General features: G+C 68.4%; 14 protein-coding genes and 1 tRNA gene. 3 read left to right on the top strand and 12 right to left on the bottom strand.

Annotated features, from left to right (window positions below):
* Window positions 1-46: 46 nt before the first annotated feature.
* Window positions 47-709, top strand: a complete 663-nt coding sequence (locus tag AB0E56_RS07980; RefSeq protein ID WP_359798022.1) for a LysE/ArgO family amino acid transporter — start codon at window positions 47-49, stop codon at window positions 707-709.
* 6 nt (window positions 710-715) lie between these two features.
* Here the strand turns inward: AB0E56_RS07980 and AB0E56_RS07975 are convergent, their stop codons facing one another.
* The 9 genes from AB0E56_RS07975 to AB0E56_RS07935 all read right to left on the bottom strand — a co-directional run bounded on the left by AB0E56_RS07975 (window position 716) and on the right by AB0E56_RS07935 (window position 6449).
* A complete protein-coding gene (locus AB0E56_RS07975) occupies window positions 716-1072 on the bottom strand; it encodes a DUF1801 domain-containing protein (RefSeq protein WP_359798021.1) in 357 nt (118 codons plus the stop codon).
* A gap of 48 nt (window positions 1073-1120) precedes the next feature.
* Window positions 1121-1924: an amino acid ABC transporter ATP-binding protein gene (locus AB0E56_RS07970; RefSeq protein WP_359798020.1), complete on the bottom strand. Its 804-nt coding sequence runs from the start codon at window positions 1922-1924 to the stop codon at window positions 1121-1123.
* Complete coding sequence (locus tag AB0E56_RS07965; RefSeq protein ID WP_359798018.1) at window positions 1911-2576, bottom strand: amino acid ABC transporter permease; 666 nt, start codon at window positions 2574-2576, stop codon at window positions 1911-1913. Before AB0E56_RS07965 ends, AB0E56_RS07970 begins: the two co-directional genes overlap by 14 nt.
* A gap of 3 nt (window positions 2577-2579) precedes the next feature.
* Window positions 2580-3392 carry an amino acid ABC transporter substrate-binding protein gene (locus AB0E56_RS07960; protein ID WP_359798016.1) on the bottom strand — a complete coding sequence of 271 codons (813 nt, stop codon included), beginning with the start codon at window positions 3390-3392 and terminating at the stop codon, window positions 2580-2582.
* A 175-nt stretch (window positions 3393-3567) separates the two neighbouring features.
* The gene (rplA, locus tag AB0E56_RS07955) at window positions 3568-4257 is read right to left on the bottom strand and encodes a 50S ribosomal protein L1 (RefSeq protein WP_359798014.1); all 690 of its coding nucleotides are present in this window, start codon (window positions 4255-4257) and stop codon (window positions 3568-3570) included.
* Between the two features lie 11 nt (window positions 4258-4268).
* Complete coding sequence (gene rplK, locus AB0E56_RS07950) at window positions 4269-4700, bottom strand: 50S ribosomal protein L11 (protein ID WP_359798012.1); 432 nt, start codon at window positions 4698-4700, stop codon at window positions 4269-4271.
* A 289-nt stretch (window positions 4701-4989) separates the two neighbouring features.
* Window positions 4990-6021: a transcription termination/antitermination protein NusG gene (gene nusG, locus AB0E56_RS07945; protein ID WP_359798011.1), complete on the bottom strand. Its 1032-nt coding sequence runs from the start codon at window positions 6019-6021 to the stop codon at window positions 4990-4992.
* A 42-nt stretch (window positions 6022-6063) separates the two neighbouring features.
* Window positions 6064-6336 (bottom strand): preprotein translocase subunit SecE, encoded by a 273-nt coding sequence (secE, locus tag AB0E56_RS07940; RefSeq protein WP_359798009.1) that lies wholly within the window; start codon window positions 6334-6336, stop codon window positions 6064-6066.
* Window positions 6337-6376: 40 nt separating this feature from the next.
* Window positions 6377-6449, bottom strand: a tRNA-Trp gene (locus tag AB0E56_RS07935).
* A gap of 277 nt (window positions 6450-6726) precedes the next feature.
* On the opposite strand from AB0E56_RS07935, the gene AB0E56_RS07930 reads away from it, so the two are divergent.
* Together AB0E56_RS07930 and AB0E56_RS07925 are read left to right on the top strand one after the other, a co-directional pair.
* Window positions 6727-8466: an HSP90 family protein gene (locus AB0E56_RS07930; RefSeq protein ID WP_359798007.1), complete on the top strand. Its 1740-nt coding sequence runs from the start codon at window positions 6727-6729 to the stop codon at window positions 8464-8466.
* A gap of 25 nt (window positions 8467-8491) precedes the next feature.
* On the top strand, window positions 8492-11290 hold the full coding sequence (locus AB0E56_RS07925) for a hypothetical protein (protein ID WP_359798005.1): 2799 nt from the start codon (window positions 8492-8494) through the stop codon (window positions 11288-11290).
* An 8-nt stretch (window positions 11291-11298) separates the two neighbouring features.
* Here AB0E56_RS07925 and poxB read toward each other — a convergent pair whose 3' ends face one another.
* From poxB to AB0E56_RS07910, 3 genes are all read right to left on the bottom strand, one after another.
* Window positions 11299-13023, bottom strand: a complete 1725-nt coding sequence (gene poxB / locus AB0E56_RS07920; protein ID WP_359798003.1) for a ubiquinone-dependent pyruvate dehydrogenase — start codon at window positions 13021-13023, stop codon at window positions 11299-11301.
* A 111-nt stretch (window positions 13024-13134) separates the two neighbouring features.
* A complete protein-coding gene (locus AB0E56_RS07915) occupies window positions 13135-14025 on the bottom strand; it encodes a hypothetical protein (RefSeq protein WP_359798002.1) in 891 nt (296 codons plus the stop codon).
* 172 nt (window positions 14026-14197) lie between these two features.
* On the bottom strand, window positions 14198-15562 hold the full coding sequence (locus AB0E56_RS07910) for an NAD-dependent succinate-semialdehyde dehydrogenase (protein ID WP_359798000.1): 1365 nt from the start codon (window positions 15560-15562) through the stop codon (window positions 14198-14200).
* Window positions 15563-15573 lie beyond the last annotated feature (11 nt).

Here is a 15573-nt window from a genome sequence, read left to right as displayed (position 1 = left end):
GGAATCTTCGCTTCTCCTGATGTCGTTCGGTTCCTAGGCTGGAGCCATGCTCACCGTCCTCGCCGGCCTCGGTCTCGGCCTCTCCCTGATCGTCGCCATCGGCGCGCAGAACGTGTTCGTGTTGCGACAGGGGATTCGTCGAGAGCACGTGATCGCCGTCGTCGTCATCTGCGCGCTGTCCGATGCCGCCCTGATCGTGGCGGGCGTCGCCGGACTCGGGTTCGTCCTGTCGGCGGCGCCCTGGCTCGTGGTCGTGGCCCGATGGGCGGGTGCGCTGTTCCTGGCGGTCTACGGCATCCTGGCCGCGCGTCGCGCCTGGCGTGGCGGCGAGGAGCTCCGCGTGGACGGAACCGACATCGCGGGCACCGACCCGTCGATGCTCCAGGGCCCGACGACGACACTCCCCCGCACGGGGCTGGCACCGGTCATCCTCACCACGCTGGCCCTCACCTGGCTCAATCCGCATGTCTACCTCGACACCGTGCTGATGCTCGGCTCGATCGCGGCCACCCACGGCGACGAGCGCTGGCTGTTCGCTGGAGGGGCGATCGCGGCCAGCATCCTCTGGTTCACGGCGCTGGGCTTCGGCGCCCGCTATCTGGGCCGGTGGCTGCGCACTCCCCGGTCGTGGCGGATCCTCGACGCCGTGATCGCGGTCGTCATGATCTCGATCGCGATCAGCCTCGTCGTCCCGGTACTCGGCGGCTGACGGGCGTCAGGCGCCGTCGATCTGGGAAAGACGGGCCCGGATGAGGCTCTCGAGCGCCTCGGTCGGGATCGGATGCTCGGGCTGGAAGCGGATCGTCCCCTTGTCGATCCCGATCCCCGGATGCTCCTCGAGGGCGCCGGTCACCGCGGCGACCGCATCCTGACTGAACGGATACACGCCGATGTGCTTCTTCGCCCGCATCACCGACAGAAGGGGCTTGCCCCGGTGCACGAGGGCCGGCATGCCGTAGCCCTTTCCCTGCTCCGCGTCCGGCGCCTCCCTGCGCGCGATCGCGTAGATCCGATCGATCGCGTCACGATCCGCCTGGTTCTGTTCTGCGAGGTAGTCGTCGATGGTTCCCACGATCGCATCCTGGCACTGTTCGTCGAGCAGGTCGAGGGTCCCGGCGGATCAGGCGCCGTCGAGCGGACGCATGATGCGGGCGAGGAACCGTCGGGTGCGCTCCTGCTGCGGCGCGCGGAAGAGCTCGTCCGGAGGGCCCTGTTCGACGACGACGCCGTCGTCCATGAACAGCACCTGATCAGCGGCCTCGCGCGCGAAGCTCAGCTCGTGGGTGACGACGGCCATCGTCCACCCTTCGTCGGCGAGTTCCTTGATGACCAGGAGCACCTCGCCGACGAGCTCAGGGTCGAGCGCGCTGGTCGGCTCGTCGAAGAGCAGCAGATCGGGTTTCAGGGCGAGCGCGCGCACGATGCCGACGCGCTGCTGCTGGCCGCCCGAGAGCTGATGCGGTCGGGCATCGGCCTTGTCGGCGAGTCCCACCCTGTCGAGCAGGGCGAGCGCCTCGTTCACGACCTCGGTCTCGGGTCGCCCCTGCACCCGCCACGGCCCCTCGATCACGTTCTCCAGGACCGTCAGATGGGGGAAGAGATTGTGGTGCTGGAACACCATCGCCGACCTGTCCCGCAGGGCGAGCCGCTTCTGCTTCTGCTCACGGGGTCGCGGCCTGGGGTCCGACGAGAAGTCGAGGTCGGGTCCGCCGGCGACCACGATCGTTCCGGCGTCAGGGGTCTCGAGGCCGTTGAGCGCGCGCAGCACGGTCGTCTTGCCGGAACCGCTCGGCCCGATGAGCACCACGACCTCGCCGCGGTGCAGGGTCAGATCGATGCCGCGCAGCACCTCGTTGCCGCCGAAGCTCTTGCGCAGGCCACGGGCGGTCAGAAGCGCGTCCGCGGTGTTCTCAGTGGGCGACACGGCTGTCGAGTCTCCTCTCGAGGGCGCTCTGGCCGAAGGAAAGCACGAGACAGAACACCCAGTAGACCAGCGCGGCGGCGAGGTACACGACCATGAACTCGAGCGTCGTCGCGGCGATCTGCTGCGCGACCTTGAACAGTTCCGTCACCAGGATCAGCGAGGTGAGAGACGTGTCCTTGACGAGCGAGATGAACGTGTTCGACAACGGCGGCACCGACACCCTCGCCGCCTGCGGGAGGATGATGCGGGTGAGCGTGCGCGTGCGGTTCATGCCGACCGTGTACGCGGCCTCCCACTGCCCCTTGGGGACCGAGAGGATGGCGGCGCGGACGACTTCGGCGCCGTAACCGCCGACGTTGAGCGACAGGGCGATGATCGCGCTCGGCCACGGATCGAGCGTGATCCCGATCGACGGCATGCCGTAGAAGATCACGAACAGCTGCACGAGCATCGGCGTTCCGCGGATCACCGAGATGTAGAACCGGGCGACGCCCGAGACGACCGGGTGCACCGAGATCCTCATCAGCGCGACGCCGACCGCGATGACGAGCCCCAGGGCGAACGACAGCAGCGCCAGCGGCACCGTGGCCGTCAGACCCGCCCAGGCGATGGGCCCGAGCGAGTCGAAGAACAGCTGCCAGGGGCTCTCCATCGACTACTGGGTGACGTCTTCGCCGAAGTACTTGTCGCTGATCTCGGCCAGCGTGCCGTCGGCGCGGAGCTCCTCGAGCGCGCCGTCGACGGCATCGACGAGCGCCTCCTTGTCCTTCGTGAACACGAAGGCCTGCTCACCCGCCTCGTCGGTCTCTGCCGCGATCTTCAGACCGGTCGGGCTGTTCGTCGTCTCGTAGTCGAGGAACGTCAGCTTGTCGTTCACAGTCGCATCGACGCGCCCCTGACGCAGCAGCTCGACGGCCTGCGCCCATCCCTCGACGGCTTCGACCTTGGCTCCGGAGTCCGTGGCGAGCTCATACCAGTTGCTCGTCAGCGACTGCGCGGTGGTCTTGCCGTCGAGGTCGTCGAACGAGGAGATCGAGTCGTCGTCCTCCGCCACCACGATCACACCGGGCGAGACGGTGTAGGGCGCACTGAAGAGGTACTTCTCCTCACGCTCGTCGTTGATCGAGACCTGGTTCGCGATGACGTCGAAGCGTCCGGCGTCGAGGCCGGCGAAGATCGCATCCCACTGCGTCTCCTGGAACTTCACCTCGAGGCCGAGCTTGTCGGCGACCGCCTGGATGATCTCGACGTCGAAGCCTGTGAGGTCACCGGAGCCGCCGTCGTCGTGGAAGCTGAACGGGCGGTAGGTGCCCTCGGTCGCGACCGTGAGGGTACCGTCCTGCACGAGCCCGAAATCGGAGTCTCCGTCGCTGCCGGAAGTGTTCCCGGGGGTGCTCGACCCGCTGCAGGCGGTGAGCGCGGCTGCGGCGACGACGAGTGCGGTGACGGCGATGAGACGACGGGACATGGACCCTCCTGGGGTGAGATGCGCGGGTGCGAGTTTACGCGACGGCCGCGGGAACTCCCTCACAGTACGCGTGGTCGCGGCCGTTCGACGCATCCGATGACGATTCGTTTCCGAGGGTCGCGCTGACGCAGAAACGCCCCCGGGTTGAACCCGGGGGCGCTTCAGCGAGTCAGACTCAGATGGAGTTGACGTCCAGCGGGATGCCGGGGCCGAAAGTGGTCGACACCGCACCCTTCTGGATGTAACGGCCCTTCGAGCTCGACGGCTTGAGGCGGACGATCTCCTCGAGGGCAGCGCCGATGTTCTCGTTCAGCTGCTCTGCGGTGAAGGACGCCTTGCCCACGACGAAGTGCACGTTGGCGTGCTTGTCGACGCGGAACTCGATCTTTCCGCCCTTGATCTCCTCGACGGCCTTGGCCGGGTTCGGAGTCACGGTGCCGGTCTTCGGGTTCGGCATCAGACCACGGGGTCCGAGCACCTTTCCGAGACGACCGACCTGGCCCATGAGCTCCGGAGTGGAGACAGCGGAGTCGAAGTTGGTCCAGCCGTCGGCGACCTTCTGGATGAGCTCAGCGCCGCCGACCTCATCTGCACCTGCGGCGATCGCGGCCTCGGCAGCGGGGCCGGTGGCGAACACGATGACGCGGGCGGTCTTACCGGTGCCGTGCGGCAGGATGACGGTGCCGCGCACCATCTGGTCTGCCTTGCGGGGGTCGACGGCGAGCTTCAGCGCGACCTCGACGGTCGAGTCGAACTTCGACGAGCCGGTCTCCTTCGCGAGGGCGACGGCCTCGGTCGGGGTGTAGAAACGGTCTGCCTCGATCTTCTCGGCGGCAGCCTTGTAAGCCTTGGACTTGGTAGCCATGATTATTCTCCTCAGCCCTCGACCGTGATGCCCATGGAACGGGCGGTGCCGGCGATGATCTTCGAGGCGGCCTCGACGTCGTTCGCGTTCAGATCGGCCTGCTTCTGCTCGGCGATCTGACGGACCTGCTCCTTGGTGATCTTCGCGACCTTGACGGTGTGCGGGGTCGACGAACCCTTCGGCACACCGGCGGCCTTCTTGATGAGCTCCGCAGCCGGCGGGGTCTTCAGGATGAACGTGAAGCTGCGGTCCTCGTAGACGGTGATCTCGACGGGGATGACGTTGCCGCGCTGCGACTCGGTCGCGGCGTTGTACGCCTTGCAGAACTCCATGATGTTGACGCCATGCTGACCGAGCGCGGGGCCGATCGGCGGCGCCGGGTTGGCTGCACCGGCGTTGATCTGAAGCTTGATCAGGCCGGTCACCTTCTTCTTCGGTGCCATTCTCTTTCCTTTCGTCGAATCGGATGCCGAAGCATCCGTTTCTCCCACGAGTCCGGCATCTCCGGACCGTGGTCGCGTGCGCGCGCCGAAGCGTCGCACAAACCACACAAGTATACCCGACCAGAGCGACGCGCTGGCGCGCCGCCTCCCGCCCTCGCTCACTCCCCCATGAGGGGCCAAGACACGCCGCGCCTGTCGCATGCAACACGGCGTTTCCTGACCCCTCGACAGGGCCGCAGACGCGAGAACGGCCACCCCCGGAGGGACGGCCGTTCTCGAGGGACCGGTGTCAGACCATCTTGGTGACCTGGTCGAACGACAGCTCGACCGGGGTCTCGCGCTCGAACAGGGAGACGAGAACCGTGAGCTTGCCGCTCTCGGGCTTGATCTCGCTGATCGAACCGGGAAGCCCCGCGAACGAGCCCTCCTTGATCGTGATGGTCTCGCCGACCTCGAAGTCGACCTCGGCCGGCAGCGGGCGGGCGACGGCGACGCCGCCCTTCGATGCGATGTTCTTGGCCGTGGGGACGTCCTTGACCTCGACGAGCGACTTCAGCATGTTGAAGGCCTCTTCGAAGCGCAGCGGCGTCGGGTTGTGCGCGTTGCCCACGAAGCCCGTGACACCGGGGGTGTGACGCACGACCGACCAGGTGTCTTCCGTGAGCTCCATGCGCACCAGCACGTAGCCGGGGATGCGCACGCGGGTGACCATCTTGCGCTGGCCGTTCTTGATCTCGACGACATCTTCCATCGGGACCTCGACCTGGTAGATCTCGTCCTCGACCTCGAGCGTCGACTTGCGCTGCTCGATGTTGGCCTTCACCTTGCGCTCGAAGCCCGCGTAGGAGTGGATGACGTACCACTTGCCCGGAAGCATGCGCAGGTCCAGGCGGAAGGCCTCGTACGGGTCTTCCTCGGCATCCTCGTCGGACTCGTCGCCGGCGGGGCGGTCGTCCTCGCCGTTCACGTCGGGGCCGTCGTACGGGGTGACCTCTTCGGCCTCCTCCGCCTCCTGCTCGGCGACCTCTTCGGCCGCAGATTCGTTGAGGACCTCAGCGGCAGCCTCAGACTCAGCCGCTTCGTCCAGGTTGAGAGCGTCGTTCACGATGGCGTCCGCCTCCGGGTCGTCGATGTCGATGTCGATGTCTTCCGTGTCATCCTCATCGCCGTCCTCGTCTTCGACGTGGACCGCGACGTGTTCGGCCGAGGTGACCGAGAGCTCTTCCTCGGCGAGGACGTTGCCCTCCTGGGCTTCGTCTTCCTCGCTGGACTGCTCTGCGGCGGTCGCCCAGTCGGCGTCGTCGGAATATCGTTCAGACACGTTGCTTCTTCTCCATAGCTGCGGCGCGAGCCGCGGGGGTCATCAGCCAGGGATTCCGAACACCCAGTGCGTCACGAATGCGAACAGAGTGTCCAAGCCGTAGACGATGCCCATGACGATGATCACGAAGACGAGCACCACCAGGGTGAACTTGAACAGCTCCTTGCGAGTCGGGGTGACGACCTTGCGGAGCTCGGCGATGACCTGGCGGATGAACAGGGCGATGCCCCCGAAGAACCGGGAGAAGGGGTTGCCCTTCTTCTCACGGGTGGCGCCGGCCGCGACGAGCTCGCCGCGCGGTTCGTCCTGATCCATCCTGAATGTACCTTTCGTGTGTCAGCGTTGCGCTGACGCGCAGGGCGGACAGGAATCGAACCTGCAACCTGCGGTTTTGGAGACCGCTGCTCTGCCAATTGAGCTACCGCCCTAGAGACCGGAAGGCCTCGTGGGTGTCTTCCACTCTGCCACCGCATCTGCGATCGGGAGACCCCAGGCACGGCGAAAGAATGCAGAAAACAACTGCTCCACAAGCATACGGCATCGATCCGATGCTGCCGAACCGGAACCGGAATACGCGTTGTTGCTAGGCTCGGCGAGCGGGAAACAGGGGGAAGGGGCGCGAGTGAGCGCGGATGTGCAGCAGTTCCAAGTGGATCTGCGCGGAGTCGTCGACCTGCTCAGCAGGCAATCTACTCCAGTCCTCGGGTGTACCTGCGAGAGCTCCTGCAGAACGCCCGCGACGCGATCGCCGCACGCCGCGAGGTCGACGGCGGAGGCGGACGCATCCGGATCACCCCGCTGACCGCCGAGAACGGCGAGTTCGTGCTGCGGGACGACGGCGTCGGCCTCACCTCCTCAGAGGTCGCCGACCTGCTGGCGACCGTCGGCCGCAGCTCCAAGCGCGACATCTTCGACCTCCCCCGCAGTGACTACCTCGGCCAGTTCGGCATCGGGCTGCTCAGCTGCTTCATGGTCGCCGACACCATCGTGATCCGCTCCCGCAGCGCCCGTGGCGGCGCCTCTGTGGAGTGGACCGGGAGCGCCGACGGCACCTTCCAAGTCGTGGAGATCGAGGAGGAGCTGCCGATCGGCACCAGTGTTCACCTCGTGCCGCGCTTCGACGCCGACGAGCTGCTGAGACCAGCCGCTGTGCACGAGCTGGCGACCACCTTCGGCGAGTTCCTACCGGTCCGCGTGACGGTCGACACCGCTGCGGGCGACATCGACATCACCAGGGATCCACCGTTCCTCGATGCCGCGAGCGATCCCGATGCGGCGGTGCAGTACGGACGCGATCTCCTCGGCGCGAGCCCGCTCGACGTGATCGAGCTGAGCGAACCTGCTACCGGCACTCGTGGCCTCGCCTACGTCCTCCCCTATGCCCCTCCCCCCGGCGCGCGCCAGGCATCGCGCATGTACCTGGGGCGGATGCTGCTGTCGGAACGCGTCGACGACGTGCTCCCCGACTGGGCGTTCTTCGTGCGCGCTGTCGTCGACTCCACGGGCCTCGCCCCCACGGCCAGCCGGGAATCCCTCGTCGAAGACGCGGCGCTCGAGCGCGTGCGCGAACAGCTCGGCGCCGGCATCCGCCGTTGGGTCCTCGAACTGGGACTGCGCGAGCCGCATCGCCTCGCGCAGTTCGTCGCGGTGCACGAGGTGGGACTCAAATCGCTCGTGCGACACGACGAGGAGCTCGCGCACTTCATCTCGCGCTGGCTGACCGTCGAGACGACGCACGGAACCGTGCGCATCGGCGACCTGGTGCAGCGCTATCCGCACGTCCGCTACGCGCAGAGCGTCGACGAGTTCCGGCAGGTCGCCGGCATCTCCCCCTCCGACGAGGTGCTCGTCAACGGCGGGTACCTGTACGACGCCGACCTGATCAGGATGCTGCCGGAGCTGTACCCGCATGTCACCGTGGAGCAGGTCGACGTCACCGGCGAACTCGACCGTCTCGATCCACCTCCCCTCGACGACCGCGAGGCCGCCCTCGCCCTGGAGACCCGCGCCGGTGCGGTGCTGGCGGCGTCCGAGTGCTCCGTCGTGGTGCGCTCGATCGACCGCCCCGACCTCTCCGGGCTCTACGTCGCCGATCCCGAGGTGCTCAGGGCCATCGACCGCAGTCGCACCAAGGGCATCACCGGCGCCCTCTGGGGTGGCGTACTCGACCGCATCGACCAGGCACGGTCGTCCGCGCGGGAGGAAGACCTGCGCGCGCGGCTGTGCCTGAACTGGTCGAACCGCGTGGTCCGGGCACTCGTGCGCGTGCAGGACGACGCCGTGTTCGCCCGCACCGTGCAGCTGCTCTACATCCAGGCCCTCCTGGCGGGGCACCATCCTCTCTCCGACGCCGATCGCGCGCTGATGACCACCGCGCTCGCCGACCTCGTCTCGCTCTCGGCCGGACTCGAAGGGGATCAGATCCCCTTCGGGGACGCCCGCTGACACTCTCCACCGAAGGGTTCCGTCCATGGCACGTCCGAAGAAGCGCTTCCAGCAGTTGATCGAGGAGATCGATCGCACGCCCTGGGGGCCGGCTGAGCAGGCCCTCGTCGCGGAGGCGGTGGCGCTCGCCGTCGAGATCGGCGATGAGCGCCTCGAGTACGAGGCGCGCATGCGGCAGACCGCCTCGGCGAACATGGGCGGCGCGACCGACGTGATGCTGAACTCGTTCGCGTGGTGCCTCGCGCATCACGACGCCGATCCGCAGCGTTTTCCCGCGGACCTCGACAACGGGGGCGCCGACCTGATGTGGCAGTTCAAGTGGATGGCGTCCTCGCTGCGCTCCTCCCCTGCGTTCTCGCAGGAGCAGATCGCCGCCGTGCTCGACGACATGGAGTCGCACTACCGTGCCGCAGGCCTCGGCGTGAGCGGTGTGCTCACAGCGCGGTTCGAAGACGCCTGGGATGCCGGGCGCATGGACGAGGCGGAAGCGCTGCGCGTGCAGCTGGAGACGACGCCTCGCGACGACCACAGCCACTGCGATGCGTGCGGGCGCAGTCAGATCGCCGGGTTCTACGCGGAAACGGACCGTGACGCCGAGGCGATCGTGCTCGTCGAGGAGATGATCGAGGGCGGGTTCTCCTGCGGGGAGGAACCCGAGCACGCGCTCTCCCGCGCGCTGCTCCCCTACCTCCGCGCCGGACGCTCCGACGAGGCGAAGACCGCCCATCTGCGCAGCTACCGTCTGGCCAAGGACAACCCCGACAACCTGCGCATCGTCGCGAACAACATCGTCTTCGCCGCGATCACGGGCAACGAGGCACGCGCCCTCGCGCTGGTGGAGAAGCACATCGCCTGGCTCGCGCACGACGGACTGAACGTCGACGCGCACTTCGCCGCCCTCGCAGCCCTCGCCGTGGCGCTGGACCGCGTCACCGCTGCCGGGCACGGCGACGCACCGGTGCGCGGCGCGGAGTCCCCGGCGCTGGTGCCGTTCTTCGGCGCGCACGACGGCGCCTGGAGCGCGTCCGAACTCGCGGCGACGGCGTGGACCGCTGCCGAGCGCATCGGCGCGGCGTTCGACGAGAGGGACGGCACCGACGGGCACGCGCGCAGCCTGGAGCGGATGCGGGCCCTCGCCGGCGAGCAGTACGACGTGCCGATCCGGTCCGACGTCTTCGTCGCCCCCACCACCTCCGCCGCCCCCACCGACGCGGACGCGTGGTTCGAGCGCGCGATGCAGCTCGCGCAGTTCGGCGCCGAGCACGAGACGCTCCAGGCTCTCCCGCACGCTCTCGAGGTCGAGGATCCGGCGAAGCGGGCTCAGCTGCTGTCGATGCGCCTCGGCATCCTGATCGCGCTGGAGCGGGCGGACGAGGCCCTCCAGCTGCTCCCCGAGCGCATCGCCGCGCTGCGGGCGGCCGGCCTCGACGCGCAGGCCGACCTCGAGCAGCGCCTGGGGCTGGCGACCTTCGGCCTCGACACACCGGAGACGACGGCAGCTCTGGAAGAGGCCATCGCCGCCGCCGACGATCTCCCCGCCTGGTCACGCGGCGACCTCGCGATCAGCCGCGCCGCCCTGCACCTGCGCTCGAACGAGCCGGATGCCGCGCTGGATCACGCCGAGGTCGCGGCCAGGTCGTTCACCGAGGCGGAAGACGCACGACTGGCCAACACCACGACCCTGCTGGCCATCTCGGCGGTGCTCAGCAAGGGCGACCTCGAAGCAGGATCCGCACTCCTCGATCGCCTTCTCGCGCAGGACGACCTCAGCACGGGGCACCGCGCGCAGGCTCTGCAGACGCGCGCCAGGGTCCGCGGCGGCACGGGTTCGTACGGCGAGGGCGCTGTCGACGCCGATGAGTCCTGCCGCCTGCTCGCCGACCTCGGCGCGACGCGGGCGCTCGGTGAGGCGCACCTCCTCGCCGGCGCCCTGTGGGAAGACGCGGACGACCCGGAGAAGGCCGTCTCCCGTTACCGCCTCGCGGCCAGGATCGCCGCCGAAGAGGGTGGCGACGCGACCGGCGTGGACTTCCGCCTCGCGCGCGCCATGCTGCGCGTCGGCGATGCGGAGGAGGCAGCCGAACTCTTCGGCGACGTGCTGCAGCGCGAGGAGGAGGCCGAGGCTCCTGCCGGCTCTCGCGCGATGACGGCCTCCATGCTCGCTCGTGCCCTGAGCGCTGCCGGCGAGTTCGGGCAGTCCGTCGGCGCGCACGGCTATGCCTCCGAACTGTTCGGTCAGGCCGAGGAGCATGCGGATCAGGCGATGTCGATGACCGAGCAGGCCAAGATCCTCGCGCGCTTCGAGGAGCACGACGACGCGATCGCCCTGCTCGAGTCGGCCGCCGAGATCGTGCGGCGCGCCCCGGACGCGGTCGGAGCACTCACCGAGGTCCTGCACAGCCTGGGGCAGGCGTACGGCGGACGCGGTGACGAGCGGGCGTTCGCGCTCTTCGACGAGGTCGCCGCCCTCGCACAGCAGCACGAGGCCGGGTGGCTGCTCGCCGATGTGACCGACTCTCGCGGACGTGCCCTGGCCGAACTCGGTCGCGTGGACGAGGCCGTCTCCGCCGCTCTCACGGCCGCAGACGGATTCGCGGCGCTCGGAGACCTGGGCTCCGCGGGAGGCTCCGAGCTGTTCGCCGCGCGCGTCCTCGCCGGCAACGAGCGCTCAGCCGACGCCGTACCCGTGTACCACAGCGCGATCGAACATGCGGTAGGCCACCCTCCGCTGCACCAGGTCGCTTCGCTCGAGCTCGGCAACGTGCTCGAAGCACTGGGGCGCCACGGCGAGGCGGCCGAAGTGCGTGCCGTCGTGGAGAGCTGAGCGCCCCCTCAGAACAGCTGTCGCCAGTTCGCCTTGGCGAGGTCGAGGAGCTCGTCGCCGCGGCCCGACATCACGGTGCGGATCGCATACAGCGCGAAGCCCTTGACCTGGGCGGCCTCGATCGCGGGCGGCATGGACAGCTCCTGCCGCTCGGTGACCACGTCCAGCAGAGCGGGGCCGTCGTGCGCGAGCACCTCTCGCACCGCATCGGGAAGATCCTCGCTGCGCTCCACACGCCGCGCGAAGATGCCCATCGCCTCGGCGATCGCCGCGAAGCTGGGGTTGTCGAGGCCGGTGCCATAGGTCACGAAGCCCGCGGCCTTCATCTCGAGCTCGACGAAGTTCAGCGAGGAGTTGTTCACGACGATCGTCTTCACCGGGAGCGCATTCTGGGTGAGCGTGAGCAGCTCGCCCAGCATCATCGCGAGCCCGCCGTCGCCGGCCAGGGCGACGACCTGCCGGTCGGGATACGCGACCTGAGCGCCGATGCCGTGCATCAGGGCGTTGGCCATGGATCCGTGCGTGAACGACCCGATCAGTCGGCGCTCCTCGGTCATCGACAGGTAGCGCGCGGCCCACACGGTCGGTGAGCCCACATCGGCGGTGAAGATCGCGTCGTCAGCGGCGTACTCGTCCAGCAGCCGCGCAAGATACTGCGGGTGGATCGGCCGCTTGGACTTGGCCGGGACCGCCAGCTCGTCGAGCTTCTTGCGCGTCTTGCGGTAGTGCGCGACGGCGTCGTCGAGATGCCCGCGGTCGTCGTTCCTCGCGATCCGCGGCAGCAGGGCCTCCGCCGTGGCACGCACGTCGCCGACCAGACCCAGGTCGAGGGGATGCCGTTTGCCCAGCTGTGATCCGCGGATGTCGACCTGGATCGTGGTCGCACCGTCCGGATAGAACTGCTCGTACGGGAAGTCGCTGCCCAGCACCAGGAGGGCATCGGCCGCCTCCATGGCTCTGAATCCGGATGCGAAGCCGAGCAGGCCCGTCATGCCCACGTCGAAGGGATTGTCGTACTCGATGAACTCCTTGCCACGAAGGGCATGCACGATCGGTGCTCCGAGCTTGTCGGCCAGGGCGATGACCTCGTCGTGCGCCCCCTCGACCCCGGCGCCGGCGAGGATCGTGACGCTCTTCGCCGCGTTCAGGAGCGTCGCCGCCTTCTCGAGCTCTGCGGCGCTGGGGACGATCACGGGACGGGCGCGTTCGATCACGACGGCACGGTCGTCGGCGATCTCGGCCAGCGCGACGTCACCGGGGATGACGAGCACGGCGACGCCGCGCTCCTCGATCGCCGCCCGCATGGCGATCTCCATCAGCCGGGGCATCTGCTTCGGGTCGGCGACGTACTCGACATAGACGCTGCACTCGCGGAAGAGCTCCTGCGGGTGCGTCTCCTGGAAGTACCCTGTACCGATCTCGGTCGTGGGGATGTGCGCCGCGATGGCCAGCACCGGGACGCGGGAGCGCTGCGCGTCGTACAGGCCGTTGATGAGGTGCAGGTTACCGGGACCGCAGGAGCCGGCGACGACCGCGAGCTCGCCCGTGGTGGCGGCATCCGCCGCGGCGGCGAACGCGGCGGACTCCTCGTGCCGGACGTGCACCCAGCGGATCGTGCCGTCCTTGCGCAGCGCATCCGTGAAGCCGTTCAGCGAGTCCCCGGGGATGCCGTAGACACGGTCGATCCCGTTGGCGTGCAGAGTCTTGACGATGTTCTCAGCGACGTTGGCCATGTTCCGACCCTACGCCCGCCGCGGTCGTGCGGGGCGGCGCTACGTCCAGGCTGAGAGGTCAAGATATGCCGCTCGCACCCCGTGGCATCCGGCTTTCTTTGACTCCTCACCTCAACGAGTCGCCGTGAGCAGACGACGAATCCGGCGCACGAGCGCGTCAGGATCGTCGAAGTCTCGGCGGGTGACCACGATCATGCGATAGCCGAGCGATTCGAGCTCGGCGCGGCGGATCTGATCCCGACTCCACTGATCAGGGTCTCGGTGGTGATCCCCGTCGTACTCGATGACGAGGCCTTCGTCGGCATAGAGCATGTCGACGCGCGCCACGAATCTGTGATCGTGCCAGATCTCGACATTGCACTCCGGACGCGGCAACCCGGCCTCGATCAGAATCAGCCGCACCATGGATTCGCGCGGGGACTCGGCACGACCATCCGCCAGTTCGAGCGCGCGCTGCCGCACTCTCGCCCCGCGCCCACCCGCGAATCGTTCATGGAGACGCACGAGTTCCTCCGCCGAGACGAGCGGATGCCGAGTACTGAGGAGCGCATCCGTGAGGGCGAGGAACCGCGGCAGACGCATGACGCGAGACACGTCCACCCACGTACGCGCAGGCGACAGCACGGCCAGACCTCGGCGTCGGACCACGTCGTCACTCTCCAGCACGAGCCGATGACCGAGAACACCCTTCCTGCGAATTCGGGTCTCCTCCGGGGGCACGCCGATCCGCGGCCGCGCCCATGCCTCTGCTTCCTGCTGCGCCGCCAATGGCAGACCCCACAGGCAGGCGGCCGTCGTGCCGCAGACGAACGCGTGCGGCGGAAGCGCAGCCAGCAGCAGGGACACGGTCTCCGCGCCGACGAGCCGTCTGCGAGCGCGCGTGCCGTGGAAGGGGCTCGAGAGATCCTTCGCTCGCAGACGGCGCGGGGTGATTCCCCGTGCGAGCGCATCGGGGACGGTGAAGCCGTTCGGAGTCCCGGGCGGCAACGGCGATGGATGCATCCGCCGATCTTCGCCCCTGCGCTTGCCTGCGGCGTGCGCCTGCCCCGCGTGCTGTGGACACCATTCCCACGCGAGCTGCCGTGCAGAGAGAGATATGCAGCAGGTGAGGAGTCGAAGAACGCCGCCTCCCGAGACCGGGAGGCGGCGTTCTTCGACTCTTCAGCGCGAGAGGTCAGCCGACGCGGATGAGCTTCTTGTTCACGAACTCGTCCGCGGCCAGGTGCCCGAGCTCACGAGAGGTCCCACTGCGCTTGATGCCGCCGAAGGGCAGCTCGGGGCTGTCCGCCAGGACGAGGTTCACGTAGACCATGCCGGCCTCGATCCGGTCGGCCACACGCTCGGCCTGTTCGGGGTCGGTCGTGAAGACGTACGACCCGAGGCCGAACGTGGTGTCGTTCGCGAGAGCCACCGCTGCGTCCTCGTCCGCGACGCGGTACACGACCGCCGCAGGTCCGAACAGCTCCTCGCGGTACACGTTCATCTCGGGGGTGACGTCGGCCAGCACGGTCGGCGCGAAGAAGGCACCCTCCCGCGTGCCGCCGGTGAGCAGCGTCGCGCCCTGCTCGACCGCCTGGTCGATCTGCTTCTGCAGGTTCTCGGCGGCCGCCTCGGACGAGACCGGACCGAGCACCGTGTCGTCGAGCATGGGGTCGGTCGCCTCGACCGCCGCCATCGCCGCCGTGAACTTCTCGGCGAAGGCGTCGTACAGCTCGTCGACGACGATGAAGCGCTTCGCCCCGTTGCACGCCTGACCGTTGTTGTCGAGGCGCGCGTCGACCCCCGCCTGCACCGTGGCGTCGAGGTCGTCCGTGGAGAGGACGATGAACGGGTCGGACCCGCCCAGCTCGAGCGCGACCTTCTTCAGGTTGCGGCCGGCGACCTCGGCGACGGCCGCTCCCGCCCGCTCGGAGCCCGTGAGCGAGACGCCCTGCACGCGGGGGTCGGCGATCATGTCGGCGATCTGCTCGTTCGTGGCGAGGACGTTCTGGTATGCGCCCTTCGGGAAGCCCGCATCGTGGTAGATCGCCTCGATCTCGCTCGACGACTCGGGGCACTGCGGCGCGGGCTTCAGCAGGATCGTGTTGCCGACGATCAGGTTCGGCGCCGCGAAACGCACGATCTGATAGGCCGGGAAGTTCCACGGCATGATGCCGACGAGCGGTCCGAGCGACGAGCGTCGGATGATCGCCGACCCGTCGCCGAGGATCTTGATGGGCTGGTCGGCCATGATGTCTTCGGCCTGGTCGGCGTAGTACTCGGCGATGTCCGCGGCGAAGTCCACCTCGCCCAGCGCGGCCTCGCGGGGCTTGCCCATCTCGCGCACGAAGATGTCGGCCAGCTCCTCCCGGCGCTCACGGTGCAGTTCGGCCGCGCGCCGCAGCAGCGCAGCCCGGTCGGCGACCGTGGTGGACCGCGACCACTCGCGGTGCGCCTCGTCGGCTGCCGCGACGGCCTCCTCGATCTGCGCGTCGGTGAACGTGTCGAAGGACGACAGCGTCTCTCCGGTGGCGGGGTTGATGACGGCGTAGTCGGTCATGACGTGTCCTC

The organism is Microbacterium sp. NPDC028030 (assembly GCF_040637855.1).
Classification (GTDB): Bacteria; Actinomycetota; Actinomycetes; order Actinomycetales; family Microbacteriaceae; genus Microbacterium.
Note: the sequence above shows the minus strand (reverse complement) of the source record. Positions and strands in the feature narration are given on the sequence as shown.